At 69.7% G+C, this 25,165-nt stretch carries 30 protein-coding genes and 1 pseudogene; 17 read left to right on the top strand and 14 right to left on the bottom strand.

The genetic code is table 11. The features are described 5' to 3' along the window. Positions 1–197 precede the first annotated feature (197 nt). From AC1C2R_RS00435 to AC1C2R_RS00415, 5 genes and pseudogenes are all read right to left on the bottom strand, one after another. The gene (locus AC1C2R_RS00435; RefSeq protein ID WP_495378570.1) at positions 198–431 is read right to left on the bottom strand and encodes a hypothetical protein; all 234 of its coding nucleotides are present in this window, start codon (positions 429–431) and stop codon (positions 198–200) included. Next, positions 428–613 carry a hypothetical protein gene (locus AC1C2R_RS00430; RefSeq protein ID WP_495378569.1) on the bottom strand — a complete coding sequence of 62 codons (186 nt, stop codon included), beginning with the start codon at positions 611–613 and terminating at the stop codon, positions 428–430. The genes AC1C2R_RS00435 and AC1C2R_RS00430 overlap by 4 nt, the downstream gene beginning before the upstream one ends. Before the next feature lie 30 nt (positions 614–643). After that, a complete protein-coding gene (locus AC1C2R_RS00425) occupies positions 644–880 on the bottom strand; it encodes a hypothetical protein (RefSeq protein WP_495380411.1) in 237 nt (78 codons plus the stop codon). A gap of 3 nt (positions 881–883) precedes the next feature. Beyond that, positions 884–1,096, bottom strand: a pseudogene (locus AC1C2R_RS00420) (hypothetical protein); the annotation flags it as partial. 36 nt (positions 1,097–1,132) lie between these two features. Then, complete coding sequence (locus tag AC1C2R_RS00415; protein WP_495350566.1) at positions 1,133–1,591, bottom strand: Lrp/AsnC family transcriptional regulator; 459 nt, start codon at positions 1,589–1,591, stop codon at positions 1,133–1,135. Positions 1,592–1,757: 166 nt separating this feature from the next. Between AC1C2R_RS00415 and pdhA the strand changes: the two genes are divergently transcribed. Genes pdhA through AC1C2R_RS00395 form a run of 4 tightly spaced genes read left to right on the top strand, consistent with a single transcriptional unit; the run spans position 1,758 to position 5,731 of the window. Then, on the top strand, positions 1,758–2,948 hold the full coding sequence (gene pdhA, locus AC1C2R_RS00410) for a pyruvate dehydrogenase (acetyl-transferring) E1 component subunit alpha (protein WP_495378568.1): 1,191 nt from the start codon (positions 1,758–1,760) through the stop codon (positions 2,946–2,948). Then, complete coding sequence (locus tag AC1C2R_RS00405; protein ID WP_495378567.1) at positions 2,945–3,955, top strand: alpha-ketoacid dehydrogenase subunit beta; 1,011 nt, start codon at positions 2,945–2,947, stop codon at positions 3,953–3,955. The genes pdhA and AC1C2R_RS00405 overlap by 4 nt, the downstream gene beginning before the upstream one ends. A gap of 5 nt (positions 3,956–3,960) precedes the next feature. Beyond that, positions 3,961–5,364: a dihydrolipoamide acetyltransferase family protein gene (locus AC1C2R_RS00400; RefSeq protein ID WP_495380356.1), complete on the top strand. Its 1,404-nt coding sequence runs from the start codon at positions 3,961–3,963 to the stop codon at positions 5,362–5,364. 55 nt (positions 5,365–5,419) lie between these two features. After that, on the top strand, positions 5,420–5,731 hold the full coding sequence (locus AC1C2R_RS00395) for a 4a-hydroxytetrahydrobiopterin dehydratase (protein ID WP_495350563.1): 312 nt from the start codon (positions 5,420–5,422) through the stop codon (positions 5,729–5,731). 23 nt (positions 5,732–5,754) lie between these two features. Here the strand turns inward: AC1C2R_RS00395 and AC1C2R_RS00390 are convergent, their stop codons facing one another. Both AC1C2R_RS00390 and AC1C2R_RS00385 read right to left on the bottom strand, forming a co-directional pair. After that, positions 5,755–6,237, bottom strand: a complete 483-nt coding sequence (locus AC1C2R_RS00390) for a GNAT family N-acetyltransferase (RefSeq protein ID WP_495378566.1) — start codon at positions 6,235–6,237, stop codon at positions 5,755–5,757. Continuing rightward, complete coding sequence (locus AC1C2R_RS00385) at positions 6,216–6,962, bottom strand: TetR/AcrR family transcriptional regulator (RefSeq protein WP_495378565.1); 747 nt, start codon at positions 6,960–6,962, stop codon at positions 6,216–6,218. Before AC1C2R_RS00385 ends, AC1C2R_RS00390 begins: the two co-directional genes overlap by 22 nt. 100 nt (positions 6,963–7,062) lie before the next feature. On the opposite strand from AC1C2R_RS00385, the gene AC1C2R_RS00380 reads away from it, so the two are divergent. Beyond that, positions 7,063–8,670 carry a carboxyl transferase domain-containing protein gene (locus AC1C2R_RS00380; protein ID WP_495350560.1) on the top strand — a complete coding sequence of 536 codons (1,608 nt, stop codon included), beginning with the start codon at positions 7,063–7,065 and terminating at the stop codon, positions 8,668–8,670. Between the two features lie 118 nt (positions 8,671–8,788). Here the strand turns inward: AC1C2R_RS00380 and AC1C2R_RS00375 are convergent, their stop codons facing one another. Next, on the bottom strand, positions 8,789–9,514 hold the full coding sequence (locus AC1C2R_RS00375; RefSeq protein WP_495378564.1) for an MBL fold metallo-hydrolase: 726 nt from the start codon (positions 9,512–9,514) through the stop codon (positions 8,789–8,791). A 107-nt stretch (positions 9,515–9,621) separates the two neighbouring features. Here AC1C2R_RS00375 and AC1C2R_RS00370 point away from each other — a divergent pair, with 107 nt between their 5' ends. From AC1C2R_RS00370 to AC1C2R_RS00335, 8 genes are all read left to right on the top strand, one after another. Then, positions 9,622–10,209 (top strand): TetR/AcrR family transcriptional regulator, encoded by a 588-nt coding sequence (locus tag AC1C2R_RS00370; protein WP_495378563.1) that lies wholly within the window; start codon positions 9,622–9,624, stop codon positions 10,207–10,209. A gap of 150 nt (positions 10,210–10,359) precedes the next feature. Next, on the top strand, positions 10,360–12,462 hold the full coding sequence (locus AC1C2R_RS00365) for an acetyl/propionyl/methylcrotonyl-CoA carboxylase subunit alpha (RefSeq protein WP_495378562.1): 2,103 nt from the start codon (positions 10,360–10,362) through the stop codon (positions 12,460–12,462). 11 nt (positions 12,463–12,473) lie between these two features. Next, a complete protein-coding gene (locus AC1C2R_RS00360; protein ID WP_495350556.1) occupies positions 12,474–13,640 on the top strand; it encodes an acyl-CoA dehydrogenase family protein in 1,167 nt (388 codons plus the stop codon). Between the two features lie 43 nt (positions 13,641–13,683). Next, entirely contained in the window at positions 13,684–14,310 is a 627-nt protein-coding gene (locus tag AC1C2R_RS00355) for a MaoC family dehydratase (protein ID WP_495350555.1), read from the top strand. Next, positions 14,307–15,122, top strand: coding sequence for an HpcH/HpaI aldolase/citrate lyase family protein (locus tag AC1C2R_RS00350; RefSeq protein WP_495378561.1), 816 nt, complete (start codon positions 14,307–14,309; stop codon positions 15,120–15,122). Before AC1C2R_RS00355 ends, AC1C2R_RS00350 begins: the two co-directional genes overlap by 4 nt. 100 nt (positions 15,123–15,222) lie before the next feature. Next, entirely contained in the window at positions 15,223–16,314 is a 1,092-nt protein-coding gene (locus AC1C2R_RS00345; protein WP_495378560.1) for an aldo/keto reductase, read from the top strand. Between the two features lie 74 nt (positions 16,315–16,388). Further along, complete coding sequence (locus AC1C2R_RS00340; protein ID WP_495378559.1) at positions 16,389–17,774, top strand: M16 family metallopeptidase; 1,386 nt, start codon at positions 16,389–16,391, stop codon at positions 17,772–17,774. A gap of 37 nt (positions 17,775–17,811) precedes the next feature. Next, entirely contained in the window at positions 17,812–18,414 is a 603-nt protein-coding gene (locus AC1C2R_RS00335) for a histidine phosphatase family protein (RefSeq protein ID WP_495350551.1), read from the top strand. A 103-nt stretch (positions 18,415–18,517) separates the two neighbouring features. Here the strand turns inward: AC1C2R_RS00335 and AC1C2R_RS00330 are convergent, their stop codons facing one another. Beyond that, positions 18,518–18,991: a GNAT family N-acetyltransferase gene (locus tag AC1C2R_RS00330; RefSeq protein WP_495378558.1), complete on the bottom strand. Its 474-nt coding sequence runs from the start codon at positions 18,989–18,991 to the stop codon at positions 18,518–18,520. Between the two features lie 93 nt (positions 18,992–19,084). Between AC1C2R_RS00330 and dapB the strand changes: the two genes are divergently transcribed. Both dapB and AC1C2R_RS00320 read left to right on the top strand, forming a co-directional pair. Next, a complete protein-coding gene (dapB, locus tag AC1C2R_RS00325; RefSeq protein WP_495350549.1) occupies positions 19,085–19,837 on the top strand; it encodes a 4-hydroxy-tetrahydrodipicolinate reductase in 753 nt (250 codons plus the stop codon). A gap of 22 nt (positions 19,838–19,859) precedes the next feature. Continuing rightward, positions 19,860–20,309, top strand: coding sequence for a hypothetical protein (locus tag AC1C2R_RS00320; RefSeq protein WP_495378557.1), 450 nt, complete (start codon positions 19,860–19,862; stop codon positions 20,307–20,309). Between the two features lie 23 nt (positions 20,310–20,332). Here the strand turns inward: AC1C2R_RS00320 and AC1C2R_RS00315 are convergent, their stop codons facing one another. Genes AC1C2R_RS00315 through AC1C2R_RS00300 form a run of 4 tightly spaced genes read right to left on the bottom strand, consistent with a single transcriptional unit; the run spans position 20,333 to position 22,667 of the window. Continuing rightward, positions 20,333–21,238: a TIGR01777 family oxidoreductase gene (locus tag AC1C2R_RS00315; RefSeq protein WP_495350547.1), complete on the bottom strand. Its 906-nt coding sequence runs from the start codon at positions 21,236–21,238 to the stop codon at positions 20,333–20,335. 3 nt (positions 21,239–21,241) lie between these two features. Next, entirely contained in the window at positions 21,242–21,667 is a 426-nt protein-coding gene (locus AC1C2R_RS00310; protein WP_495350546.1) for an OsmC family peroxiredoxin, read from the bottom strand. 54 nt (positions 21,668–21,721) lie between these two features. Beyond that, positions 21,722–22,216, bottom strand: coding sequence for a DUF4395 domain-containing protein (locus AC1C2R_RS00305; protein ID WP_495353164.1), 495 nt, complete (start codon positions 22,214–22,216; stop codon positions 21,722–21,724). 10 nt (positions 22,217–22,226) lie between these two features. After that, positions 22,227–22,667 (bottom strand): thioredoxin family protein, encoded by a 441-nt coding sequence (locus AC1C2R_RS00300; protein WP_495378556.1) that lies wholly within the window; start codon positions 22,665–22,667, stop codon positions 22,227–22,229. A gap of 129 nt (positions 22,668–22,796) precedes the next feature. On the opposite strand from AC1C2R_RS00300, the gene AC1C2R_RS00295 reads away from it, so the two are divergent. Both AC1C2R_RS00295 and AC1C2R_RS00290 read left to right on the top strand, forming a co-directional pair. Then, on the top strand, positions 22,797–23,606 hold the full coding sequence (locus AC1C2R_RS00295; protein WP_495350544.1) for a thymidylate synthase: 810 nt from the start codon (positions 22,797–22,799) through the stop codon (positions 23,604–23,606). Positions 23,607–23,644: 38 nt separating this feature from the next. Then, entirely contained in the window at positions 23,645–24,223 is a 579-nt protein-coding gene (locus AC1C2R_RS00290) for a dihydrofolate reductase (protein ID WP_495378555.1), read from the top strand. 520 nt (positions 24,224–24,743) lie between these two features. Here the strand turns inward: AC1C2R_RS00290 and AC1C2R_RS00285 are convergent. Beyond that, positions 24,744–25,010: a hypothetical protein gene (locus tag AC1C2R_RS00285; RefSeq protein ID WP_495350542.1), complete on the bottom strand. Its 267-nt coding sequence runs from the start codon at positions 25,008–25,010 to the stop codon at positions 24,744–24,746. Positions 25,011–25,165: the final 155 nt, after the last annotated feature.

The raw sequence follows: 25,165 nt of genomic DNA, 5'->3' as shown, positions 1-25,165 counted from the left end.
CACGGATGCCCCGCCCGACACGTTCGGGCGGGGCATCCGTCGTCTCGCCAGCCATTGAACCGTGCGCAATTCAGGTGCGGAGGTGTGTCGCGGTCGCGACACGCCGCGCTCGAACGCGACACACCGAGGGCCGACCTGAATTGCGCACTCCGTAGCAGGGCGGGGGACACATGGCCGGGTCGAGGCCGACCGCCGTGTCAGCTCACCGGAGGAAGCCCGGCGCGCCGCATCGCCTCCGGGTTGTCCGCGACGGCGCGGCGCGCCTCGCCTCGAAGCGCGATGAGCTGCGCGAGCTCGTCGCGTGTCGGGCGGGCGGACGCGCGACGTGCGCCCCAGCTCTCGAGCGCGCGGCCCGCACGGACGGCGAGGCCGGGCACCCCGGTGGGGAATACGGGGCGGGCCGTCTGGCCTCCCAACGTTGCGGTGTTCATGATGATTCCTCGTCGGTCGGTGCGGGAGTGAGTTCGCCCCGCACGAGTGGGAACGCGTTGATGTGGAGCTGCACCGGCCGCGCGCCCGGTGTGGGTGTGCGCTTGTAGGCGTCGAGGTACCTCTTGAGTACGGCGTCGAGATCGATGACGAGCGCGTGCAGTTGCTCGGCCGTCAGGCGCACGTTGATCGTGTCCGAGGTGGCGACGTCGAGTCACTCCGCTCCGAAGACGTGTTCTCCCTCGGCGAGGTACTCGTGGAAGTTCCGTTCGCGGGTGCGGTACCACTCGTCTTCCAACATGCGCACCGCGAGCCGTTCGGCGCTGCCCGGCGGCAGCTTCCGGGCATCCGGGACCGTGATCGACCCCGGTCGTCGCTCCCACCAGCGCTCGCGACCCTTGCCGCGGGTCTCGTCTTCGCGTACGAGACCCGCGCGCTCGAGCTGGCGCAAGTGGTAGCTCGTTGCGCCGCTGGACTCGCCGAGACGAGCGGCGAGCCACTGGCGGTGAATGGCCCGTACGCCGAGAGCTCGTCGTAGATGCGTACACGGAGCGGGTGGGCGAGGCTCTTCAGGCTCGAGCTCGTGAGCATATGGTCGACACCCGGGTGCCGCGTGCTGCTCGGCTGTGTTTCGAGGTCGTCGCCGTTCGTAGCATCCATGTTGCAAAGGAACCTTTGCAAATAGTTCTTTGCAACTTGTCGATCACCGCTCGAGCAGTGGCCCCAGCCGGTAGGGGATGAGTTCGCCCATCGCGAGGGACGTCTCGGTGCGCTCGACGCCATCGATCGCGAGGATCTCCCCGTCGATGCGGAAGAGGTCGTGCGCGTCACGGCAGACGACGCGCACGAGGAGGTCGATCGAGCCCGAGAGTCCGTGCGCCTGGATCACCTCGGGGATGCGTGCGATCTCGTCGACGACGGAGCCGAGCAGCTTCTGGCGCACGTGCACGGCGATGAATGCCTCGAGCGGGTAGCCGAGCGGCGTCGGGTCCATGCTGCGTTCGAAGGAGAGGAACGCTCCGGATGCCTCGAGCCGCGCCATGCGCGCCTGCACGGTGTTGCGCGAGAGCCCGAGTCGGTCGGCGAGCGCGACCACCGTCGCGCGAGGGTCGGGGGCCAGAGCGATGAGCAGGGCCTTGTCGACGGCGTCGTAACCGGTCATAACGCCACACGATAGCACCGCTCCGGGCGCTCGAATCGTGCAACATGCTCAACAGCTCGGCGGTTGGTTGAGCTGTGTGCAAGATCGACGTACGCTCTGGGTAACCGGCAGAGCCGCCGGGTGCGGGCAGCCCACGAAGCGCGCCCGCCGACAGCGAGGATCGACGATGACCCCATCCGACCGAGACGCCACCGGGCTCCTCATACAGCGCGAGTTCACCCGGCCAGACGAGTTCGTGCAGCTCATCAGCCCGACCGGCGAGCGCCGTTCGAACGCCGACTTCGACCCGTGGGTCGCCGACGTCGACCTCGTGGCGCTCGGCCGCCTCTACCGCGACATGGCGATCGTGCGGCGCATCGACACCGAGGCGACCGCACTGCAACGGCAGGGCGAGCTCGGACTCTGGCCGCCGCTCGCCGGCCAGGAGGCGGCGCAGATCGGGTCGGGGCGTGCGCTCCGCGACGATGACTTCATCTTCTCGAGCTATCGCGAGCACGCGCTCGCCTGGTGCCGCGGAGTGCAGCCGGCCGAGCTCCTCTCGGTGTGGCGAGGAACCGCGGCGTCGGGCTGGAACCCGTACGAGCACGGCATGGCCGTGCCTCAGATCATCATCGGCGCGCAAGCTCTGCACGCGACCGGCTACGCCATGGGTGCTGCCTGGGAGGGCACGGACACCGCCGCCGTCGCCTACTTCGGCGACGGCGCCACGAGCGAGGGCGACGTCAACGAGGCCCTCGTGTTCGCCGCGAGCTTCGACGCCCCCGTCGTCTTCTTCTGCCAGAACAACCAGTGGGCCATCTCCGAACCCGTCGGCCTGCAATCGAAGCAGCATCTCGCGCGTCGAGCCGACGGCTTCGGTATGCCGGGCGTGCGTGTCGACGGCAACGACGTGCTGGCCGTGCTCGCGGCGACCCGCATCGCGCTCGACCGCGCGCGACGCGGCGACGGGCCGACGTTCATCGAGGCGGTGACCTATCGCATGGGCCCGCACACGACCGCCGACGACCCCAAGCGCTACCGCACCGACGACGAGCTCGCCGAGTGGAGCGGGCGCGATCCGCTGTCACGAGTGCTCGCGCTGCTCGAGGCATCCGGTGTCGACATCGCGCGTCTCGAACGCGACGTCTCGGCCGAGGCCGACCGCGCCGCCGCCGAGCTTCGTGCCGCCATCACGACGATCACCGACCCCGAGCCGTTGACGGTGTTCGACCACGTGTACGCAGAACCCAACAGCCACCTCGACCGGCAGCGCGAGCACTACACGCGCTACCTTGCGATGTTCGACGGCTCGGATGCTTCGACGGAGCTCAGCACAGGTGCCGCGACATCCGTCACCGCCGAAGGAGACCCACGATGACCACACTCACGCTCGCAAAGGCGCTCAACTCAGGTCTTCGTCGCGCGCTCGCCGACGACGAGAAGGTCGTGCTCATGGGCGAGGACATCGGCACGCTCGGCGGGGTCTTCCGCGTCACCGACGGCCTGAAGTCCGAGTTCGGGGCGAAGCGGGTCGTCGACACGCCGCTCTCCGAGGCAGGCATCGTCGGCACCGCGGTCGGTCTCGCGTACCGCGGCTTCCGCCCGGTGGTCGAGATCCAGTTCGACGGCTTCATCTACCCGGGCTTCGACCAGATCGTCGCCCAGGTCGCGAAGCTGCACTACCGTTCACGCGGCAACGTGCGCATGCCGATCACGATCCGCGTGCCGTTCGGCGGCGGCATCGGTGCGGCCGAGCACCACTCCGAGTCGCCCGAGGCCTACTTCGCGCACACCGCGGGCCTGCGCGTCGTCGCGTGCTCGAACCCGGCCGACGCGTTCGTCATGATCCGGCAGGCCATCGCGAGCGACGACCCCGTGCTCTTCTTCGAGCCGAAGCGGCGGTACCACGTGAAGGGAGAGGTCGACGAGACGGCGAGCCTCGCCGACGCGCGGCCGATGGGCGTTGCGACCACGGTCACCACGGGCACCGACGCCACGCTCGTGACCTACGGCGCCCTCGTGCAGACGGCCCGCGACGCCGCGGTCGCCGCTGCGGAGGACGGCGTCTCGATCGAGGTCATCGACCTGCGTTCGCTCGCCCCCGTCGACTACGCGACGGTCGAGGCTTCGGTGCGCCGCACCGGCCGGCTCGTCATCACCCACGAGGCGGGCCAGCAGGGCGGCGTCGGCGCCGAGCTCGCGGCCTCGATCACCGAGCGTTGCTTCGAGTTTCTCGAGGCCGCGCCAGTGCGGGTCACCGGCCACGACATCCCGTATCCGCCGGCGAAGCTCGAGCGTCACCATCTGCCCGACCTCGACCGCATTCTCGACGGCGTCGACCGGGTGCTCGGGCGTCCGAATTCCATGAGCGGGGCGACGGCGTGAGCATGATGATCAGAGACTTCGCACTGCCCGACCTCGGCGAGGGCCTCACCGAGTCCGAGGTGGTCGCCTGGCGGGTCGGCGTCGGCGACCGGGTCGAGCTGAACCAGATCATCGCCGACGTCGAGACCGCCAAGGCCGTGGTCGAGCTGCCATCGCCATTCGCGGGGGTCGTGACGGCGCTGCACGCGGCCGAGGGCGAGACCGTCGAGGTGGGCGCGCCGTTGTTCTCGTGCGACACGGGTGGGTCGGGCGGTGCTCCGGTGACGGATGCCCCGACCGTCGCGCCGACATCGAAGCCGACGCCGTCCGAGGCGAGCTCAGAGAGCACCGCGACGGAAGCCGCGCCCGGCCCGAACCTCGTGGGCTACGGCGCCGCAGCGGAGTCGGGACCGAAGCGGCGCGCACGCCGCACGGCGCTCGCCGACGATCTCGTTCCGTCGCTGCCCGAGATGGCCGAGCGTCCCGCTGATGCCACCCCCGGCGCAGCCGTCTCGCCTGCCGATGCGACCCGCCAGGGCGAGCGTCCGCGCTCGACGCCGCCAGTGCGCAAGCTCGCCCGCGACCTCGGACTCGATCTCGAGACGGTCACGGGCACGGGACAGCGGGGCCTGATCACGCGCGACGACGTCGAACGCGCGGCATCCGGTCTCGCGATGCCGGTGCCCGACGACGTCTCGTCGCTCACCTCGGCGGGTTCGGTCGACGCGCCCCCTGAGACTCGCATCCCGATCAAGGGCGTGCGCAAGCACACCGCGGCCGCGATGGTTCGGAGTGCGTTCACGGCGCCGCACGTGACCGAGTTCCTGACCGTCGACGTGACGGCGACGATGGAGCTCCTCCGCGGCATCCGTGAAGATCGCGACCTCACCGGGCACAAGGTGACCCCGCTCACGGTCGTCGCGAAGGCCGTGTGCCTCGCCGCCCGTCGCACCCCAGAGATCAACTCCCGATGGGATGAGGACGCCCAGGAGATCGTGCGATTCGGTGGGGTGAACCTCGGTATCGCGACGGCGACCGAGCGGGGACTCGTGGTGCCGAACGTCAAGGGAGCGGGGCGCATGACGCTCATCGAGCTCGCCGACGCGATCGCCGCGCTCGCCGAAACGGCGCGGGCGGGCCGTACGAGCCCGGCCGAACTCAGCGGCGGCACGATCTCGATCACGAACATCGGCGTGTTCGGCATCGATGCCGGCACACCCATCCTCAACCCGGGCGAGGCGGCCATCCTCGCGATGGGGGCCGTGCGTCGCCAGCCCTGGGAACACCACGGCGAGATCGCGCTCCGTGAACTGATGACCCTGAGTCTCTCGTTCGACCATCGTCTCGTCGACGGGGCGCAGGGGTCGCGGTTCCTCGCCGACATCGGCACGATCCTTCGTGAGCCGGGCCGAGCGCTGACCATGGCCTGAGAGTGGGCGTCGGCACCCCATGGCGCAATCGACGCGGCGGCGGGAGGATGGACACATGGACGAACGCACCATCCTCTCGCCCGCCGACACAGCCGACGGGCTCGCCGGAACGGCCTTCATCCACGTCGAGGATCATCTGGTTGCCGCATACGCGACAGACGATTTCGCGAGCGCGGTGCGGCTGCTCGATGCCGTGGCGGTCGTCGCCGACGAGCTGAACCATCACCCCGATGTGCGGCTGGGCTGGGGCCGTGTCGAGTTCGAACTGACCTCGCACGATGTCGGCGGTGTCACCCCGCGTGACGTGTCACTCGCACGGCGGATCGGCGTGCTCGCGGCCGAGCTGGGCGCGCGCACCGCCAACTGAGCGCGCCGCGGCATCCGCTCGCCCTATTCGAGGATGTGGGTGAACTCCTCGATCTCGGCGCCGCGGGCGTTCGCGAACGCGACGTCGCCGCCCGTGCGGCGGAAGCCGAGCGTCTCGAGCAGGGCGATGGACGCGGCGTTGTCAGCTGCGACCCGCGCCCGCACCGGCCGTTCGGAGAACGAGTCGAGGAAGAGCCGCATCGCGCGCGTCGCAATGCCTTCGTTCCAGTGCCCGGGGTCGATCCAGCAGGTGACCTCGGCGGTACCGCCTTCGAACCAGCGGGCGACACTGCCCACGATGTCCCCGTCGGCGCGTACGGTGCGCGCATCGACCGTGGGGTCGTCGAACAGGCGCTGCCAGTGGGCGTCGAACAGAGCGCGATCTGTCGGGTCGGTCGGGGTGAACGCGGCCATGCGCACGGCCACAGGATCTTGTTCGAAGCGGAACAGTGCGTCGAGATCACCCGCGCGGGTCACGCGCAGGGTCACGACATGAGGCTCGCCCATGCCATTTCCTCCAGGATGCCGCGGGCGGCGCCGTCGGCGGGTCTGCGCCCAGGGATGCGGGCGCTGTGCGGAGTGGAGTTCAGGAGACCGAAGGCGGCGTGTGCCCGGAACCTGAGCTCCGTCTCGGCCCGATCGGGCCGGAGTCTTTCGAGGGTGTCGACCCAGTGTTCGACGTACCGGCGCTGGAGGAGCCGCACTTTGTGCCGGGCGCCGACATCGAGCTGCTCGAGCTCCCGGTCTTGCACGAGGATGACGTCGGCGTCGCCGAGCGCGAAATCGACGTGGAAGGCGATCAGCCGGTGCAGGGCGGATGTCGCGTCGGGCGCCTCGCCGAGCACTCGCTCGGCGCCGTCGAGGAGTGTGCGGCTCGCACCCTGGAGGATCGCGGCGAGCACGGCGGCCTTGCCGGGGAAGTGGCGGTACACGGCCGGGCCCCGCACGCCCACGGCGGCGCCGAGGTCTTCGATCGTGACACCCGCGTAGCCTCGCTCGGCGAAGAGCGTGGCTGCCGCAGTGAGGATCGCCTGGCGCCGGTCGGCCTTCTGCCGGCTCCGCTCGGTGGTTGCGCCGGCTGTGGCCGCATCGCCGGCTGCGGCCGCATCATCGGTGGTTGCGTCGTCGGTGGTCGCCGCGTCGTCGGCATCGAGGTCGGTGTCGGTGCCGACCGTCTCGTCGGTGCTGAGGTCGGTGCCGGCCTGATCGACCGCACGCGAAGTGGTTGCCATCTCGGTTAATGCTCGCTAACATCGGGGATCGAGTTAGTGCACACTAACCGAAATCGCGCACCCGCACAAGGGGCCGCGCCGAGCTCGAAGGCGAAGCGGAATGGGCACACTCCACAGCGGCATCGACCCCGCCGGTGAGGCGGCGCGCGCGAACGGCGCGGGCCACGCGGCGCTCGTTCGTGAACTCCGCGAGAAGGTCGCCGCGGCGGCGGCGGGCGGCCCCGCGGCATCCCGTGAGCGCCATGTCGCCCGTGGCAAGCTGCTGCCGCGCGACCGGGTCGACCGCTTGCTCGACGAGGGCAGCCCGTTCCTCGAACTCTCGCCGCTCGCCGCCGCTGGTCTCTACGGAGGAGACTCGCCGGGCGCGGGCATCATCACGGGCATCGGTCTCGTGCACGGCCGCCCCGTGCTCGTCGTGTGCAACGACGCGACCGTCAAGGGCGGCACCTACTACCCGATGACCGTGAAGAAGCACCTGCGGGCTCAGGAAGTCGCGAAGGAGCACCGGCTGCCGTGCATCTACCTGGTCGACTCGGGTGGGGCATTCCTGCCCCTGCAAGACGAGGTCTTCCCCGACCGCGAGCACTTCGGCCGCATCTTCTTCAATCAGGCGCAGCTATCGGCGAAGCGCATTCCGCAGCTCGCTGCCGTGCTCGGCTCATGCACCGCCGGCGGCGCCTACGTGCCGGCGATGAGCGACGAGACCGTGATCGTTCGGGGCCAGGGCACGATCTTCCTCGGCGGCCCGCCGCTCGTGAAGGCCGCGATCGGCGAGATCGTGACGCCCGAAGAACTCGGCGGCGGCGAACTGCACTCGCGGGTATCGGGGGTGACCGATCATCTCGCCGAAGACGACGAGCACGCCCTTGAACTCGTGCGCGACATGGTCGCGACCCTTCCGGCGCAAGAGCCTCGCGCGTGGACGGTGCGCGAGCCCCGGCAGCCCGCTGTCGACCCGTCGACGCTCACAGCGGCCGTGCCGCTCGACGTGCAGCAGCCCTATGACGTGCGCGAGGTCATCGCCCGCCTCGTCGACGGCAGCGAGTTCACCGAGTTCAAGCGCGAGTACGGCGACACGCTCGTCACGGGTTTCGCCCACATCGACGGACACCCCGTCGGCATCGTCGCGAACAACGGCGTGCTCTTCAGCGAGGCGGCGATGAAGGGCGCCCACTTCATCGAACTCTGCGACCAGCGCGGCATCCCGCTCGTCTTCCTGCAGAACATCTCGGGCTTCATGGTGGGTCGCGACGCCGAAGCGGGTGGCATCGCCAAGCACGGCGCGAAGATGGTGACCGCGGTTGCGACGACGCGCGTGCCGAAGTTCACGGTCGTGATCGGCGGTTCCTTCGGCGCGGGCAACTACTCGATGTGCGGGCGGGCGTACTCGCCGCGGTTCCTCTGGATGTGGCCGAACGCCCGCATCTCGGTGATGGGCGGCGAGCAGGCGGCATCCGTGCTCGCGACCGTCAAGCGCGACCAGCTCGCGGTGAAGGGCGAACAGTGGTCGGATGCCGCGGAGCAGGCGTTCAAGGATCCGATCCGGGCCCAGTACGACGACCAGGGCAGTCCGTACCACTCGACTGCTCGTCTCTGGGACGACGGGATCATCGCTCCGGAGGACACGCGCACGGTGCTCGCGTTCGCGCTCGAGCTCGCGAGTCGCACGCCGTTGCCCGAGCCCTCCTTCGGACTCTTCCGCATGTAGGGCTCGCCCGCGCCTCGCCCGCGCCCGCGGGTCGTGGGGCTCACCGTGCCTGCCGAGCGTGCATTTGGCGCCCCTTGAGGGGCGTTTCCTGCACGTTCGGCGCGTCAGATGCATTCGGTCATGAAGCGGATGCCGCGGCGGCCCGCTCGACCTCGCGCACGGCCTCATCGACTCCGCGGTTCCAGGGCGAACCGTGGCCGGGTAGCACCCAGGTGACGCCGAGGCCCTCGAGACGCCGGAGCGAGGCGAGCGCCTCTTCGGGGTCGTCGGTGAACGGCGCCGGCCGCGGGCCGGTCGCCCCCGTCAGCACGTGGCGAGTGGTGAGTGCGTCGCCGACGAAGACGGCATCGGCCACCGGTACGTGGATCGCGATGCTGCCGGGGGAGTGGCCGGGCATGCCGATCACTTTCGGTGCGCCCGGCAGGTCGAGCACATCACCGTCTCGTACCGTGACGACCTCGGTGAGCGGGGTCGTGCGGAGCCCGTTGTGCGTCATGGAGTACCAGAGGAACCTCGCCGTCGGGCCGAGCTTCACGCTGCCCCACTCGGGCTTGGTCGAGACCTCGCCGCGGGCACGAGCGGCGTCGGCCTCGTGCACGTAGACCGGCACGCCATGGTCGCGCCGCAGGCGCTCGGCGAAACCGATGTGGTCGGAGTCGCCGTGCGTGAGCACGACGCCGCGGATGTCGTCGAGCGAGCGGCCCATCGCCTCGAGTTCGACGGTGAGCTCGCCCCACTGGCCGGCGAGCCCGGCGTCGATGACCGTGACGCCCTCGGGCGTGTCGACGAGGTAGACCGCGACGATGTCGGAGCCGATGCGGGAGAGGGAGGGGCCGAGCTTCATTTGGTGCCTCGCTTGATCATGGATGCGGGAGGGGGTGATGGCTATGATACATAGCTATCATGGCTACGCGCAATAGCCTAGAGTCGAGATGTCGAAAGGGGCCGAGGATGCCGACACCGGAACGAACTTCCCTCGAGGCCATCGTGGCGGCGGGTCGCGAGATCCTCGAGGCCGACGGCCTCACGGGCCTGACCATGCAGGCCGTCGCCGAACGCGTCGGCGTGCGCGCCCCATCGCTCTACAAGCGCGTGCGCAACCGCAGTGAGCTCGTGCGGTTGATCGCTGCGGCGGCCGTCGTCGATCTCAGCGTGCGCCTCGGTGCGGTCGGCGATGCGAGCAACGTTCGGGCCGACGGTGGCCACGCCGCGCTCGCCGAGGTGGCCCGTCTCGCTCGCGCCGTGCGGGCGTTCGCACACGAGCGCCCCGCGGCGTACGGGCTCGTCTTCGCGCCGGGCGACGACTCAGGGCTCGAGGTCGAGGCGCTGCGCGATGCGAGCGCACCGCTGTTCGACGTCGCCACCGAACTCGCCGGCCCCGATCATGCCCTCGACGCGGCCCGTACGCTCACCGCGTGGGTCACCGGGTTCATCAGCATGGAGCTCTCGGGCGCGTTCCGATTGGGAGGAGACGTCGACCGGGCATTCGAGTTCGGCGTCGATCGCATCAGCGCTGCCCTCGCGTCGACGAGCGCCTGAGCGGCCGGCGGTCGCCCGCCGGCCGAATCATCCGCTGTTCGTCGATCTCGCAGCGCCACCGCTTGTCATTTCAGTTAGCGAGCACTAACATCGAATCCAGTTAGTGTGCGTTAACTGATGTTCGCGCACGTCGAGCGCAGGGAGGCGCGGATGGGCACGGGCGACACCGTCACCGAGTCACGATCGCCGCGTCGGGCAACGCGTCCGTTCGACCGCGTGCTCGTCGCCAACCGAGGCGAGATCGCCGTGCGGGTCATCCGCACTCTGAAGCGGCTCGGCATCCACTCGATCGCCGTGTTCTCCGATGCCGACGCCGGCGCACCCCATGTTCGGTTCGCCGACGATGCCGTGCGCATCGGCCCGGCGGCCGCGGCCGAGAGCTATCTCGATCCGTCGCGCATCATCGACGCCGCGCGCGAGACCGGAGCCCAGGCGATCCACCCGGGTTACGGCTTCCTCTCGGAACATGCCGGATTCGCCGACGCATGCCGCGCGGCCGGCATCGTCTTCGTCGGCCCAGGGGTCGACGCCCTCGAGATCATGGGTGACAAGATCCGGGCGAAGCAGCACGTCGCGGCATCCGGCGTTCCAACCGTGCCGGGCGTCGCCGATGCCTCGCTCGACGACGGCGCGCTCGCAGCCGCAGCAGAGTCCGTGGGCTTTCCGCTGCTCGTGAAGCCGAGCGCCGGTGGCGGCGGCAAGGGCATGCAGATCGCGCGTGATGCACGAGAGCTCGCCGCTGCATTGGCCGCGGCGAGGCGCGTGGCACTCGCCGCGTTCGGCGACGACACGCTGCTCCTCGAACGACTCATCGAGCGACCGCGCCACATCGAGGTGCAAGTGCTGGCCGACGACCACGGCAACGTGATCCACCTCGGCGAACGCGAGTGCTCGTTGCAGCGCCGCCATCAGAAGGTCATCGAAGAGGCGCCATCGCCCCTGCTCGATGCCGAGACCCGCGCTCGCATCGGGCTGGCGGCGTGCGGTGCGGCGCGCAGCGTCAACTACCGCGGCGCCGGCACCGTCGAGTTCCTGGTCTCGGATGCCGCTCCCGACGAGTTCTTCTTCATCGAGATGAACACCCGGCTCCAGGTCGAGCACGCGGTCACCGAGTTCGTCACCGGCATCGACCTCGTCGAACAGCAGTTGCGCATCGCGGCGGGGCAGCCGCTCGAGCTCGCGCAATCGGAGGTGCGTCTCACCGGGCATGCGATCGAGGCCCGTGTCTACGCCGAGAGCCCCGAGCGCGGCTTCCTCCCCTCGACCGGTGAGCTGCTCGTGTATCGGGCACCAATGGGCATCGGTGTACGCGTCGACGACGGCATCGTCACCGGCCAGTCCATCACGGCCGATTACGACCCGATGCTTGCGAAGATCATCGCCTACGGGCGAGACCGCGCCGAGGCGCTCGACCGACTCGACCGCGCGCTCGCCGACACCGTCGTGCTCGGCGTCGAGACGAACCTCGGGTTCCTGCGCCGCCTGCTCGCCGACGAGGCGGTGCAGCGCGGTGATCTCGACACGGGCCTCATCGATCGACTTCCGGCCCCTGACACGGATGCCGCTCCGCCCGAAATGCTCGCCGACGTCACCGCGTTCCGTGACGCCCAGGCCGTCGCCGCCGCTCGTGCCGGTGGTGCGCATGCCTGGCAGACGGCCCGCGGCTGGCGACTCGGCCGCATCACTCCGTCGCCGCGAGACGCCGATTCCACTCGCCGTAGCGGCTCCGGCGCCGATCTCGGCAGCGCGCCGACCTCGGGGCAGGGCGGCGAACCGGCCTTCGCGACGGCCGACGACGGCACGGTATGGGTGCACGCGTCATCCGGCACTTGGAGCGTGCCGGCCCGAGACCGTCGCGCCGCCCTCGACGCGCGTCTGGCCATGATCGAACGTGGTGGCCTCGCCGATCCCGAACTGCGCGCGCCCATGCCCGGTACCGTCACTGCCGTGCTCGTCGCCGACGGCGACACCGTCGATGCCGGAGACGCCGTCGTCGCGATCGAGGCGATGAAGATGGAACACCGCGTCACCGCGTCCATTGCCGGCGTCGTGCGCCTCGCCGTGGGGGTCGGCGAACAGGTCGCGCGCGACCAAACCGTCGCACGCATCGAGCCTCACCCCGTTGCATCCGACGCACCGACTCGCGACGCCGCGACATCCGACGCACCGACTCGCGACGCCGCGACATCCGTCCCCGCACCGTCGACCGCGCTCCACGAAGGCGCACACCCGACCGCACCCCGCACAGAATGAGGAGCACGACCGTGAACTACGAGCTGAGCACCGAAGAGCAGGCGCTCTTCGACCGGGTCAAGGAATTCGCCGACACCGTCGTCGCCCCCGCGGCCTACGAGTACGACACGAAGCGCCGCCTGCCGATGGAGATCATCGCGCAGATGGGCGATCTCGGCCTCTTCGGGCTGCCGTTCCCCGAGTCGGTCGGGGGTCAGGGCAAGAGCTACTTCCAGCTCTGCCTCGCCGTCGAGGCGCTCGGGCGGGTCGACCAGTCGATCGGCGTCACCCTCGAGGCGGGCGTCGGCCTCGGAATCATGCCGATGTACCGGCACGGCACGCCAGCGCAGCAAGCCGAGTACCTGCCCGACCTCGTCGCCGGCCGCGCGCTCGCCGGATTCGGCCTCACCGAGGCCAAGGCCGGCTCCGACGCCGGCGCGACGCAGACCACGGCGGTGCTCGACGGCGACGAGTGGGTCATCAACGGCACCAAGCAGTTCATCACCAACTCGGGCACGCCCATCACCCGGTTCGTCACGATCACGGCGGTCACGGGCGAGAAGACGGCGCCCGACGGCACCGTCAAGAAAGAGCTCTCGACCATCATCGTGCCGAACGGCACGCCTGGCTTCACCGTCGAGGAGGGCTACGACAAGGTCGGATGGCACACCTCCGACACGCACCCGCTCACCCTCGCCGATGTGCGGGTGCCTGCGGCGAACCTGCTCGGCGCCCGCGGCCGCGGGTACGCGAACTTCCTGCAGACTCTCGATGAAGGCCGCGTGGCGTTCGCGGCGCTCGCGACCGGCGCCGCGCAGGGATGCCTCGAAGAGGCGCTGCGCTACGCGAAGGAGCGCGTCGTGTTCGGCTCGTCCATCGGCTCGAACCAGCACATCGCCTTCAAGATCGCCCGCATGCAGGCCCGCGTGCACCAGTCCCGCCTCGCCTGGCACGACGCCGCCCGCAAGCTCGATGCGGGCAAGCCCTTCAAACTCGAGGCTTCAATCGCCAAGATGGTCGGAGGGGAGGCCGCGATGGACAACGCCCGCGACGCCACGCAGATCTTCGGCGGCTACGGCTTCATGAACGAGAACACCGTTGCGCGCCACTACCGTGACTCGAAGATCCTCGAGATCGGCGAGGGAACCACCGAAGTGCAGCTCATGATCATCACCCGCGAACTCGGAATCGCCGCCTGAGGCGAGCGGATGCCGCGGGCATCCATGACACGAAGGAGCCGAGATGTCCGGTGAAGCCGTCATCCCACCCGTGCACCGCGACGTGCTCGAGCGCGGCCTCTGGTTCGAGGAGTTCGAACCGGGCACTCGCTACTTGCACCGCCCGGGTCGCACCGTCACCGAGGCCGACAATGTGCTGTTCACGACGCTCACCATGAATACGCAGGCGCTCCACCTCGATGCTGCCTGGGCCGAGACCCAGCCGTTCGGCGAGAGGCTCGTCAATTCGATGTTCACGCTCGCGACGATCGTCGGGGCGTCCGTCGCCCAGCTCACGCAAGGCACGATCGTTGCGAACCTGGGCTTCACCGAGGTCGCGTTCCCTGCGCCGCTGTTCCATGGCGACACGCTCTACAGCGAGACCGTCGTGGTCGCGATACGGCCGTCGACGTCGCGGCCGGGGCAGGGAATCGTGACCCTGCGTCACGTCGGACGCAACCAGCACGGCGTCGAGGTCGCCCACGCGACCCGGTCGACGCTCGTGTGGTTCCGCGAAGCGGGGCAGCGGCAGGCGGCGATCGCCGACGCGCAGCTGGCAGCGGGCGCCGCCGACGCATCCGCCGCGGCTGCCGCGGCCACGGCCGCTGCCGGGGCCGTCGGGGCGCGCGCCGACGAGGAGACGAGAGGATGACGCATCCGTCGTTCCGATTCGGCCCGGCCCTGCTCTTCTGCCCGGCCGACCGGCCCGACCGCTACGCGAAGGCGCTCGGGCGCGCCGACGCCGTGATCCTCGACCTCGAAGATGCCGTCGCCGATGAGTCGAAGCACGGCGCCCGTCTCGCACTCCTGGGCGCACCGCTCGATCCCGAACGGGTGATCCTGCGCGTGAACCCCGCGTCGGGCCCGTACTTCTCGGACGATCTCGCGGCCCTCGCCGAGACCGGGTACCGCACGGTGATGCTCGCGAAGTGCGAGGGCACCGCCGATCTCGTCGACCTCGGCGATTTCGAGGTCATCGCCCTCTGCGAGACGGCGAAGGGGGTACTCGCGGCGAACGACATCGCGGCGATCCCGAACGTCTCGGCGCTCATGTGGGGCGCGGAAGACCTCATCGCCTCGCTCGGCGGTTCGTCGAGCCGATTCGCGAACGGCCGGTACCGCGACGTCGCGAGGGATGCCAGGTCCCGCGTGAGCCTCGCCGCGGCCGCCCACGGCATCGCCGCGATCGATACCGTGCACCTGGAGATCGCCGACCTCGACGGACTGCGGGCCGAGGCCGAAGATGCCGCCGCGGTCGGCTTCGCCGCCACGGCGTGCATCCACCCGTCGCAGGTCGATGTCGTACGCGAGGCGTACCGGCCGGACGCCGACCGACTCGAGTGGGCGCGCGCGGTGCTCGACGCAGCAGAGAGCGAGCCCGGAGTGTTCGCCTTCAGGGGCGGAATGGTCGACGCGCCGCTGTTGCGGCAGGCCGCGACGGTCGTGCGCCGCGCAGGCGGCTGAAGAACGATTCGGTAACGGTTCACCCGCTGTTCCGCGGATCGCATACCCCGAGCACGTATCCACCCGTATCGTCGGAGTCAATCCTGGGGAGGAGGGGAGCGTGGCACGACGACACGTATACCGGGCACACACGGCGAGCGCCGGAGGGGCAACGCTCGCGTTGGCTGAGACGATGCCGGCCGAGACGATGCCGCACGACGAGCTCTCGGCGACGTTCGACGGGCTTCACGTCGAGGTGGTCGCGACGAACCCGCTCTCGGGCCCCATCAAGGTGACTCGCCGCGCCACGATCGGCGACACCGGGCTGAACGTTCACCCGCTGGCGCTCGGCGGCAGCACCTTCGGCTGGACCCTCAGCACCGAGCAGGCATTCGACGTGCTCGATCGCTTCGCGGGAGTCGGCGGGGCGCTCCTCGACACGGCCGACAGCTACGCCGCGGGCCGCAGCGAGTCGATCATCGGCAAGTGGATGGCCGCCCGCGGCACGCGTGATCGAATGGCCGTCATGACGAAGGTCGGACACCACCCCGACCACCGCGGGCTCGCGCCGGCCGAACTCGTCGTGGCCGTCGACGACTCGCTTCTGCGCCTCGGCGTCGATCGCATCGATCTGCTCTACTTCCACGGCGATGACCGCGACGTGCCGCTCGAAGAGAGCCTCGGCGCAGTCGACGCCCTGATCGCGGCGGGCAAGGTCCGCGCGATCGGCGCGGCCGATTTCACCCCCGAACGCCTCATCGAGGCGCGGGTGCTCGCCGCCAACGGCCTGCCCAGGTTCCAGGCGTACACGACGAAGTACAACCTCATGGATCGCCACCCGTTCGAGGGCGCTCCCGAGCTCGTTGCGCACGCGCAAGGACTCGCGGTGATGCCCTACTTCGGCCTGGCCAACGGATTCCTCGGCGGCCAGGTGCGTCGACGTGCCGACATTCGCCACGATGCTCGCGGCGAACGCCAGGCGCGCCACCTCGGGCGGCGCGGGCACCGGGTGCTCGCCGCCGTCGACGAGGTCGCCTTCGCGCACGGTGTGCAGCCCGCAGCGATCGCCCTCGCCTGGCTGCTCGCCAAGCCCACCGTGGTCGCTCCCGTCGTCAGCGCGAGCCGACCCGAGCAGGTCGATGCGCTCGTGGCCGCGGCATCCATCGAACTGGCGCGTTCTGAGATCGTCGAGCTCGACCGCGCCTCGGCCTGACGGCGCCCGCGACGCAGACGACCGAACGCACGTCGTCTGAGCGCTTCTGCCGAGCGTGGCATAGGCTGAGCGGGATGAACGGCGCCGTTGACCTCCCACTCGGCCAGGCCGAACTCTCTTTCACGGCAGCAGGAGATGCGCGAGTTCGGCGCAGTGTGCTCCCATCGGGGGTTCGGGTGCTCAGCGAACAGGTGCCCGGCAGCCGCAGCGTGACGATCGGGTTCTGGGTGGCGGTCGGCTCTCGAGACGAGCAGCGAGCGGATGCCGCGCACCCGGCGACGTACGGATCGACGCACTTCCTCGAACACCTCCTCTTCAAGGGCACGACGACGCGGTCGGCTCTCGACATCGCCATCTCCTTCGACGCGGTCGGTGGCGAGCACAACGCGCTCACCGCGAAGGAGTACACGTGCTACTACGCGAAGGTGCAAGACCGCGACCTGCCGATGGCCGTCGCCGTGCTCGCCGACATGTTCACCTCCTCACTCCTCGACCCGGTCGAGTTCGAGAGCGAGCGCGGCGTCATCCTCGAAGAGTTGTCGATGGCTGGCGACGACCCCGGCGATGTCGCGAACGAGCGCTTCTTCGAAGCGGTGCTCGGCCGTCACCCCCTCGGCCGTCCGATCGGCGGCAACCCCGAGACCATCCGCGGCGCCACCCGTGACGGCGTGTGGGAGCACTATCGGGCGAACTACCGGCCGCAAGACCTCGTCGTCACCGTCGCCGGCGCCGTCGACCATGACGTTCTCCTTGCAGAACTCGATCGTGCCCTCGCCACGGCCGGATGGGACGTATCGGTCGCTGCGCTACCGGTGGACCGCCGGCCGGTCGAGCCCGTCGTGCTCGAAGCCGGCCCGGCGCTCACGGTCGTCGCGCGCCCGAAAGAACAGGTGAACCTCCTGCTCGGGGTGCCCGGGCTCGTCGCAACCGATGATCGACGCCCCACGATGAGCGTGCTGAACGCGATCTTCGGTTCCGGCATGTCCTCCCGGCTTTTCCAACAGGTGCGCGAACGTCGCGGCCTCGCGTACTCCGTCTACTCCTTCGCTCCCGGATACTCCGACGCCGGGCTCTTCGGCATGTACGCCGGATGCGCACCCGCCAAGGCGGGCATCGTCGCCGAGCTCATGCGCGACGAACTCGGACGCCTCGCCGAGCACGGGGTGACCGCCGATGAACTCCGACGGGCATCCGGCCAGCTCGCGGGTGCCTCCGCGCTCGCTCTCGAAGACTCCGACACCCGGATGTCCCGACTCGGCCGGGCCGAACTGACCCTCGGCGAGTTCGCCGATCTCGATGAGGCCTTGCGGCGCATCGCACTCGTCACCGCCGACGATGTGCAACGTCTCGCCGCAGACCTCATCGACCGCCCGTTCTCGCTCGTCGCCGTCGGCGCGATCGACGAATCGGCATTCACCGGTGCGACCGATGCGGTCGCCTCGAGCTCCGACGTCGCCTGAGCGCGGCACCCGACCCGCAACAGAGGAACCGATACCTGTGGCAAACCATCTCTACCTCGTCCGGCATGGCGAGCAGCTCGACGCCGAGCACGGCCTGCCCGACGGGCCCCTCTCGCCGCGCGGGCGCCGTCAGGCCGAACTCCTCGCGGAGCGCCTCGGCGGGGTCCCGTTCGACAACGCCTGGCACTCGCCGCTGCAGCGGGCGACCGAGACGGCGGCGATCATCGCGGCGAAGATGCCGGCCCTGAACCCCGAGCCTTCGGCGTTGCTCTTCGACTGCGTTCCGTCGGGGCCCGCTCCCGAGACGCCGAAGGCGTACGATCCGTTCTTCGGGTCGGTCACCGAGGCCGAGATCGAGGCGGGCAGTGCGCAGATGGCCGACGCGGCTGCGGAGTTCCTCCGCTCGCACCGTGAAGACCGGCACGAGCTGCTGATCACCCACAACTTCGTCATCGGCTGGTTCGTGCGCGAGGTGCTCGGCGCCCCCGACTGGCGATGGGTCTCGCTCAACCAGGCGAACTGCGCGTTGACCGTGCTCACGCAGCGGCCCGGTCGGCCGTGGAGTCTGGTCGCGCACAACGACATCGCGCACCTGCCGCCCGAGCTCCGAACGGGTTTGCCCGAGCCCTACGCGCTCTGAAGTTCGCTGAGCCTGCTCTGAGGTTCGCTGAGCCAGCTCTGAGGTTCGCTGAGCCTGCTCTGAGGTTCGCTGAGCCTGTCGAAGCGAGCGCCGGCGACCCCGATCACCCCGCGAGGCGTTTGCCGAACCAGTGCGTCGCGTTCGGGTTCTCGTTGTACGGCTCGATCTCGAGGTAGCCGCTCGAACGGTAGAGTCCGCCGGCCGCCTCGAGGCTCGCATTCGTGTCGAGCACGAGCTCGCGCGCCCCGAATTCCGTCGCACGCAGCTCGAGCTCCTCGAGCAGTCGCCGCCCCTCGCCCGATCCGCGCGCCGCCGGAGCGAGCCAGAGATGCTTGACCTCGAAGCTGCCGTCGCGATGCTGCAGGCCTCGCACACCGCCGCATCCGACCGCCGCACCAGACTCGTCGACCCCGAGGAGGAAGATGCCCGCCGGGGGAGTGAACTGCGCCTGGTCCGGCCAGGAAGGCCGGTACTCGCCCTGCGCGGCGGGAAATCCGGTTGCGCGTTCGGCGAAATACGCGCCGAGCAGCGCGAGCGCGTCGGCGTCGGTCACTGAGGCGTCTCGGAAGCGCAGCATGCACCCACACTATTTGAGCACGGGCAGCGGATGCCGCGGCCGGGCCCACCCCGAGGCATCCGTACCCTCATGCGCGCTTGCTAGGGTGAAGCGGTGACGATACGGGTCGCCGTGGCCGGGGCCACAGGCAAGATGGGGCAACTGGCCGTTCGACTGATCGAGGAGGCCGAAGACCTCGAGCTCCACGCAGCGCTCGATTCCCGCTCGAGCCTCGACCTCATGCTGGGCGCAGACGTCGCGCTCGATGTCACGCATCCGGGAGTGAGCGCCGAGATCGTCGAGTTCGCAGCAGGGGCCGGTATTCCGATCGTCGTCGGCACCTCGGGCTGGTCGAGCGATCGCATCGCCGACATCTCGGCATTCGTGCGCGGCCACGCTGACGCAGGCGCGGTGCTGTTCATTCCGAACTTCTCGATCGGCAGCGTGCTCGGCACCGCCTTCGCCGCCCTCGCGGCTCCCTACTTCGACTCGATCGAGATCGTCGAGGCGCACCACGCCGGCAAGGTCGACTCGCCGTCGGGCACGGCCGTGCGCACGGCAGAGCTCATCGGCGATGCTCGTGGTCGAGGCGGGCCGGTCGCGGCTCCCCACGCCGACCAGCGCGCTCGCGGGCAGCTCGTGAGCGGCGTGCCCGTGCACAGCTTGCGCCTGTCGGGCGTCTCGGCCGAGCAGCGCGTGATCTTCGGTGGCGATGGCGAGACGCTCACGATCACTCACTCCACACTCTCGCCGAGCTCGTACGAGACCGGCATTCTGCTCGCCCTGCGCAGCGCCCCCGAGGCATCCGGAGTCACCGTGGGGCTCGACAAGCTGCTCGACCTCGGGGTGCCGGGCGCCACCCGATGACCGAGAAGACGGGTGCCACCCGATGACCAAGATGATCGGCGCGCTCATCATGGCCGCGCTCCTCGTGCTCTACCTCGTGCTCGTCGGCTGGCGCGCGGTGCAGTTCATGGGCACGGGGGAGCCGATCGCGATCGCCATGGGTGTCGCGCTCATGGTGCTGCCCCTCATCGCCGTCTGGGCGCTCTGGCGGGAACTCTCGTTCGGCATCGGTTCTCAGGCGCTCGTGAAGCGTCTCGACGCAGAGGGCGGTCTCGATCTGCAGCTGCCGCTCCTACCGAGCGGCCGACCCGAGCGGGCGGCTGCCGCTGCCGCGCTCGACGCGTTCCGGGCCGCGGCAGCGGCCGAGCCCGGGTCGTGGCGGTCGGCGTTCCGACTCGGCCTCGCCTACGACGCCGCCGGCGACCGGCGGAACGCCAGACAGGCCGTGCGGCGAGCCCTCGAACTGGAGCGCTCGGAGCGCTCGGAGCGCTGAACTCTCGACGAAGCGTCGCCCGGCTAGCCAACCGGCGCGTGCGGCGCGCTGAGCATCGCATCGAGCGCCGACTCGACCGTGGTGTGTCGGAAGCGATAGCCGCCGTCGATGAGTCGCTGCGGTCGCACCTTCTGGCTCGCGAGCAGGAGTTCGTCGGCGGCGCGGCCGAGGGCGATCTCGAGCACGCGCTCGGGCACGCCGAACACGTAGGGCCGCCGCATGCGTTCGGCCATCGCGGTCATCACCCGATCGGCCGTCGCCGGTGTAGGCCCGACGATGTTGACGGCGCCTGACATGGGGGAGCCGAGCAGGTGCACGATCGCGCCGACCTCGTCGTCGAGGGCGACCCAGGGCCAGTGCTGGCCACCGGTGCCGAGGCGCCCTGAGACCCCGAGCCGGGTCAGCGTGCCGACCCGTTTCAATGCACCGCCACGGCCGACGACGACCCCGGTGCGGAAGACGACGGTGCGGGTCTCTTCCGGCGCGAGCTGCGCCGCGGCCTCCCACCGGGCGACGACTTCGGCGAGGAAGCCGGAGCCCGGGCTCGAATGTTCGGTGAGGAGCTCGCCGGGCCGGTCGCCGTAATAGCCGACCGCCGAGGCGTTGAGGAACACCGCGGGCGGGCGCCGCGCCTTGCGCATCGCATCGGCGAGCGTGCGAGTCGCCGTGACGCGCGACTCGAGGATCTCGCCGCGGTAGGACTTCGTCCACGGAAGACGTGCGAGCGAGGCACCCGAGAGGTTCACGACCGCATCGACCCGATCCATGACGGTGAAGTCGATGATGCCGGCCGCAGGCGACCATGCCGCCTCGTCGAGCCCTTGCGCGCGACGGCGTACGAGACGCACCACCTCGTGCCCGTCAGCGGTCAGTCTGCCGACGAGCGCGGTGCCGATGAATCCGGATGCGCCGGCGACGAGAACCCGCATCACTCAGGCGAGTTCGGCTTCGATCGTGATCGGGATGCCGGCGAGCGCCTGGGAGATCGGGCAGTTCTTCTTCGCGTCTTCGGCGAGCACCTCGAACTGCTCTTCGGTCAGGCCCGGCACGCGGGCGCTCACGAGCAGGTGACTGCCGAGCACGCCCTTGCCGGCCTCGAACGTGACCGCCGCGGTGGTCTGGATGCTCTCGGCCGGTGTGCCCGCTTGCGCGAGTCCGAGCGAGAGGGCCATCGAGAAACACGAGGAGTGGGCCGCCGCGAGCAGTTCTTCGGGGTTCGTCGTTCCGGCCGTACCCTCGGAGCGGGCCTTCCAGTTCACCGGGAAGGTGGCGAGACCCGAGGAGTCGAGGGCGACGTCGCCCGATCCCTCGAAGAGCGTACCTTTCCAGACGGTGGTCGCTTCACTCGTGACTGCCATGTGGTCCTCCTCGTCGAGCCGGGCTTCCAGCCTAGCGGCGCGCGCGCCCGACGGTCAGGTTCGAGCGACGATCCGCGCCCGGGCGAGGAGCAGGTAGATCTGGCAGCCCAAGCAGAAGTCGAACGCGGCATTCAGGAACGCCGCGACGAACGCGATCGCCGCGGCGATCGGCACCGCGTACGGCAGGCCGAGCAGCGACAGGATGACGCCGGCGACCGCGACGGCGAAGCCGACTCCCTGCGCGAACGTCGGCGGACGCGGATCTTCGAGCTCGGTCGGTGGCGCGATTCGCGGACGCACGAGCTTCGCGAAGATCAGGCCGAACGGATGCCGACGGATGCCCGCGAACGCACCCCACGCGAACAGGAGCGTGATGGCCGCGAGCAGCCAGAACGCCGCGTCGGCCGCACCGGCGACCGAGAGCACCACGGTGACGAGGAGCAGGGTCGCGGTGATCGCAGCGCCGAAGCGCGGACCGCGCGGGTCGATGCCCTGGGCTCCTCGAGCGGATGCCGCATCCTCGGCGGATGCCGATTGCTCGTCGCGCACAGTGGTGGGGTCAGTGGGAGATAGCACTGCTGCTCCTCAGGAGATCGTCGAGTCGTTCCCGCACCGCGGCGGCACGGGGCAGGCCGGCGATGCGAGCACGGACCGCGCCTTCACCGTCGAGCAGGAGGGTCGTGGGGGTCTCGGTCACGCGGAAGCGGCCGGCGAGGTCGGGCCGATGCGTGAGGTCGACGACGATGTGGGCTGCGCCTTCGTGTTCGTGCGCGAGCTGCCCGAGCAGGCGACCGGTCGCCGGGCAACGGGCGCAGAACTCGGTCGAGAACTGCACCAGCGTGGCGCGCTCGCCGAACGCCTCGACACCGAGCTCGCCCGGTCGGACCGTGTCGCCCGATCCCCGCCGCGCGACGCCCTGCCGCGAGCGCCACGCGAGACCGACCGCCGTCGCGGCCACGAGCAGCGCGGCGCCCGTCGCGAGGGCGGTGAGCCAATCCATGCGTCGAGCGTACGCAGCGGCCGGTGCGCCCGGGGGAGTGTGACCGAGGATGACGCAGGCTCGCGGCATCCCCTCATCCGACGGCCCGCCTCGGCCCGGATGTCGCCGGCCCGCGTTAGCCTTGAGGGGATGGCCGAGACGATTCCCACACCGTACGAAGACCTGCTGCGCGACGTGCTCGAGCATGGCACGGTCAAGACCGATCGCACGGGCACCGGCACGCGCAGCGTGTTCGGGCGACAGCTGCGGTTCGACCTCTCGGCGGGCTTCCCGCTCGTGACCACCAAACGCGTGCACTTCAAGTCGATCGCCTACGAGCTGCTGTGGTTCCTGCAGGGCTCGTCGAACGTCGGCTGGCTTCGTGAGCACGGCGTCACCATCTGGGACGAGTGGGCCGATGCCGCGGGCGAACTCGGTCCCGTCTACGGTGTGCAGTGGCGTTCGTGGCCGACGCCATCGGGCGAGACGATCGACCAGATCTCGCAGGTCGTCGAGCAGATCCGCACGGACCCCGACTCTCGCCGCCTCATCGTCTCGGCATGGAACCCGGCCGACATCCCCGACATGGCGCTCGCGCCGTGCCACGCGCTCTTCCAGTTCTACGTCGCCGACGGCAAGCTCTCGTGCCAGCTCTATCAGCGCAGCGCCGATCTCTTCCTCGGCGTGCCCTTCAACATCGCCTCCTACGCGTTGCTCACGCACATGGTCGCCGCGCAGACCGGGCTCGAGGTCGGTGACTTCGTCTGGACCGGCGGCGACTGCCACATCTACGACAACCACGTCGAGCAGGTGCGCCTCCAGCTCGAGCGCGACCCGTTCCCCGCGCCGACCCTGCGCTTGGCCCGCACCCCCGACTCGATCTTCGACTACGAGTTCGACGACTTCATCGTCGAGGGCTACCAGCACCACCCGCCCATCCGCGCTGCCGTCGCCGTATGAGTCGAGCGGATGCCGCGGCGCCCGTCGATGCGTCGCCCATGGCCCCGTCGCCCATGGCTCCTCGTGTCGGTCTGATCTGGGCAGAGGCAGAAGGCCACGTCATCGGCCGCAACGGTGGCATGCCGTGGCATGTGCCCGAAGATCTCGCGCACTTCAAGTCCGTCACTCTCGGGAGCCCCGTCGTGATGGGCCGCAAGACGTGGGAATCGCTGTCTGCGCGCTATCGCCCGCTTCCGGGGCGCCGCAACATCGTCGTCACCCGCCAGCCCGATTGGGCGGCGGAAGGCGCCGACGTCGCGGCATCCATCGATGACGCACTCGCCCTCGTCGCGCAAGACGACGTCGAACGCGTGTGGTTCATCGGCGGCGGGCAGCTGTATGCGGAGGCTCTCGGACTGGCCGATCGCCTCGAGATCACCGAGCTGCGTCACTCTGAGGGCGATGCATTCGTGCCCATTGATGGCGATGTGTATGCCCCGGCGATCCCTGCCGTGTTCAAGCTCACGGCATCGGATCCACTCGTCGGCGAGCATCTCTCCCGCTCCGGAATCCGCTACCGATGGTGTCGCTACGATCGCGATCGACCGACATCACGACTGCCCGCGGTCCGCGGCTGATCACGGTCGCGCCTGACGCGAGCGCCTGACCACGATCAGACCCACCACGGTGGGCCCGACCAGGATCAGCCGAGCGACCCGAAAGACGGACTCGAGCCGCGTTCAGACCGCGCGACTCCTGAATGCAAGGACACTGCGCGTCAACGATCCGTTGTCCTTGTGTTCAGGAGGCGGCGTTTGTCCTTGTGTTCGGGAGGCGGCGTTTGTCCTTGTGTTCGGGAGGCGGCGTTTGTCCTTGTGTTCGGGAGCGTTTGTCCTTGTGTTCGGGAGGCGGCGTTTGTCTGTTGGTATCAGTGTTTGTCCTTTGGCATGTATGAGGAGTCGGCGTTCGTCCGTGTTTCAAGACGGCGCTCGTCCTTGTGTTCAGGAGTCGAGGGGCGTTTCCGATCAGAGGTCGTTCTCTTGCACGCGTGACGGCGAGGCGCGGTCCGTCCGAAGCCGGGTACTCCTCAACAGGCGCCGGTCGACGCCAGCTCGGCACGGGACGGTTCGAAGACGTCGTCCTCCAGGCTGGAGGCGGTCATGCTCGGGTATGCGATACGAACGGGAGACGGCCGCCCTCGGCGGCATTGCGAGACGATCCGATCTGCGACGAATGGCGCTCGACGATGAAACCGTGCGCATCCTCGTCGCGCATGGCCGACTGCTTCGTGTGCGTCAGGCTTGGTATGCGCTGCCCGACACGGATGTAGACGTCATGCGGGCATGCGAGATCGGCGGCCGTCTCGCCTGCGGGAGCGCACTTCGCTTCCACGGCGCGCTCATCGCCGACGACGGCGTTCTGCACGTCGAGATGCCTGCGAACGCGGTGGCTCGCGCCAGGCGCGACGAACAGTGGAACGTGAGGCTTCACTGGTCGCGGCATCCATCGAATGGGAATCGGGCTGCGGTCGATGCTGAGGCCGCGTGGTTGCAGTGGGAGCGATGCGTGCGGGCGGGACG

The sequence above is a fragment of the Agromyces sp. Y182 genome, assembly GCF_059445385.1.
This window is presented reverse-complemented; position numbering and strand designations above follow the sequence as displayed.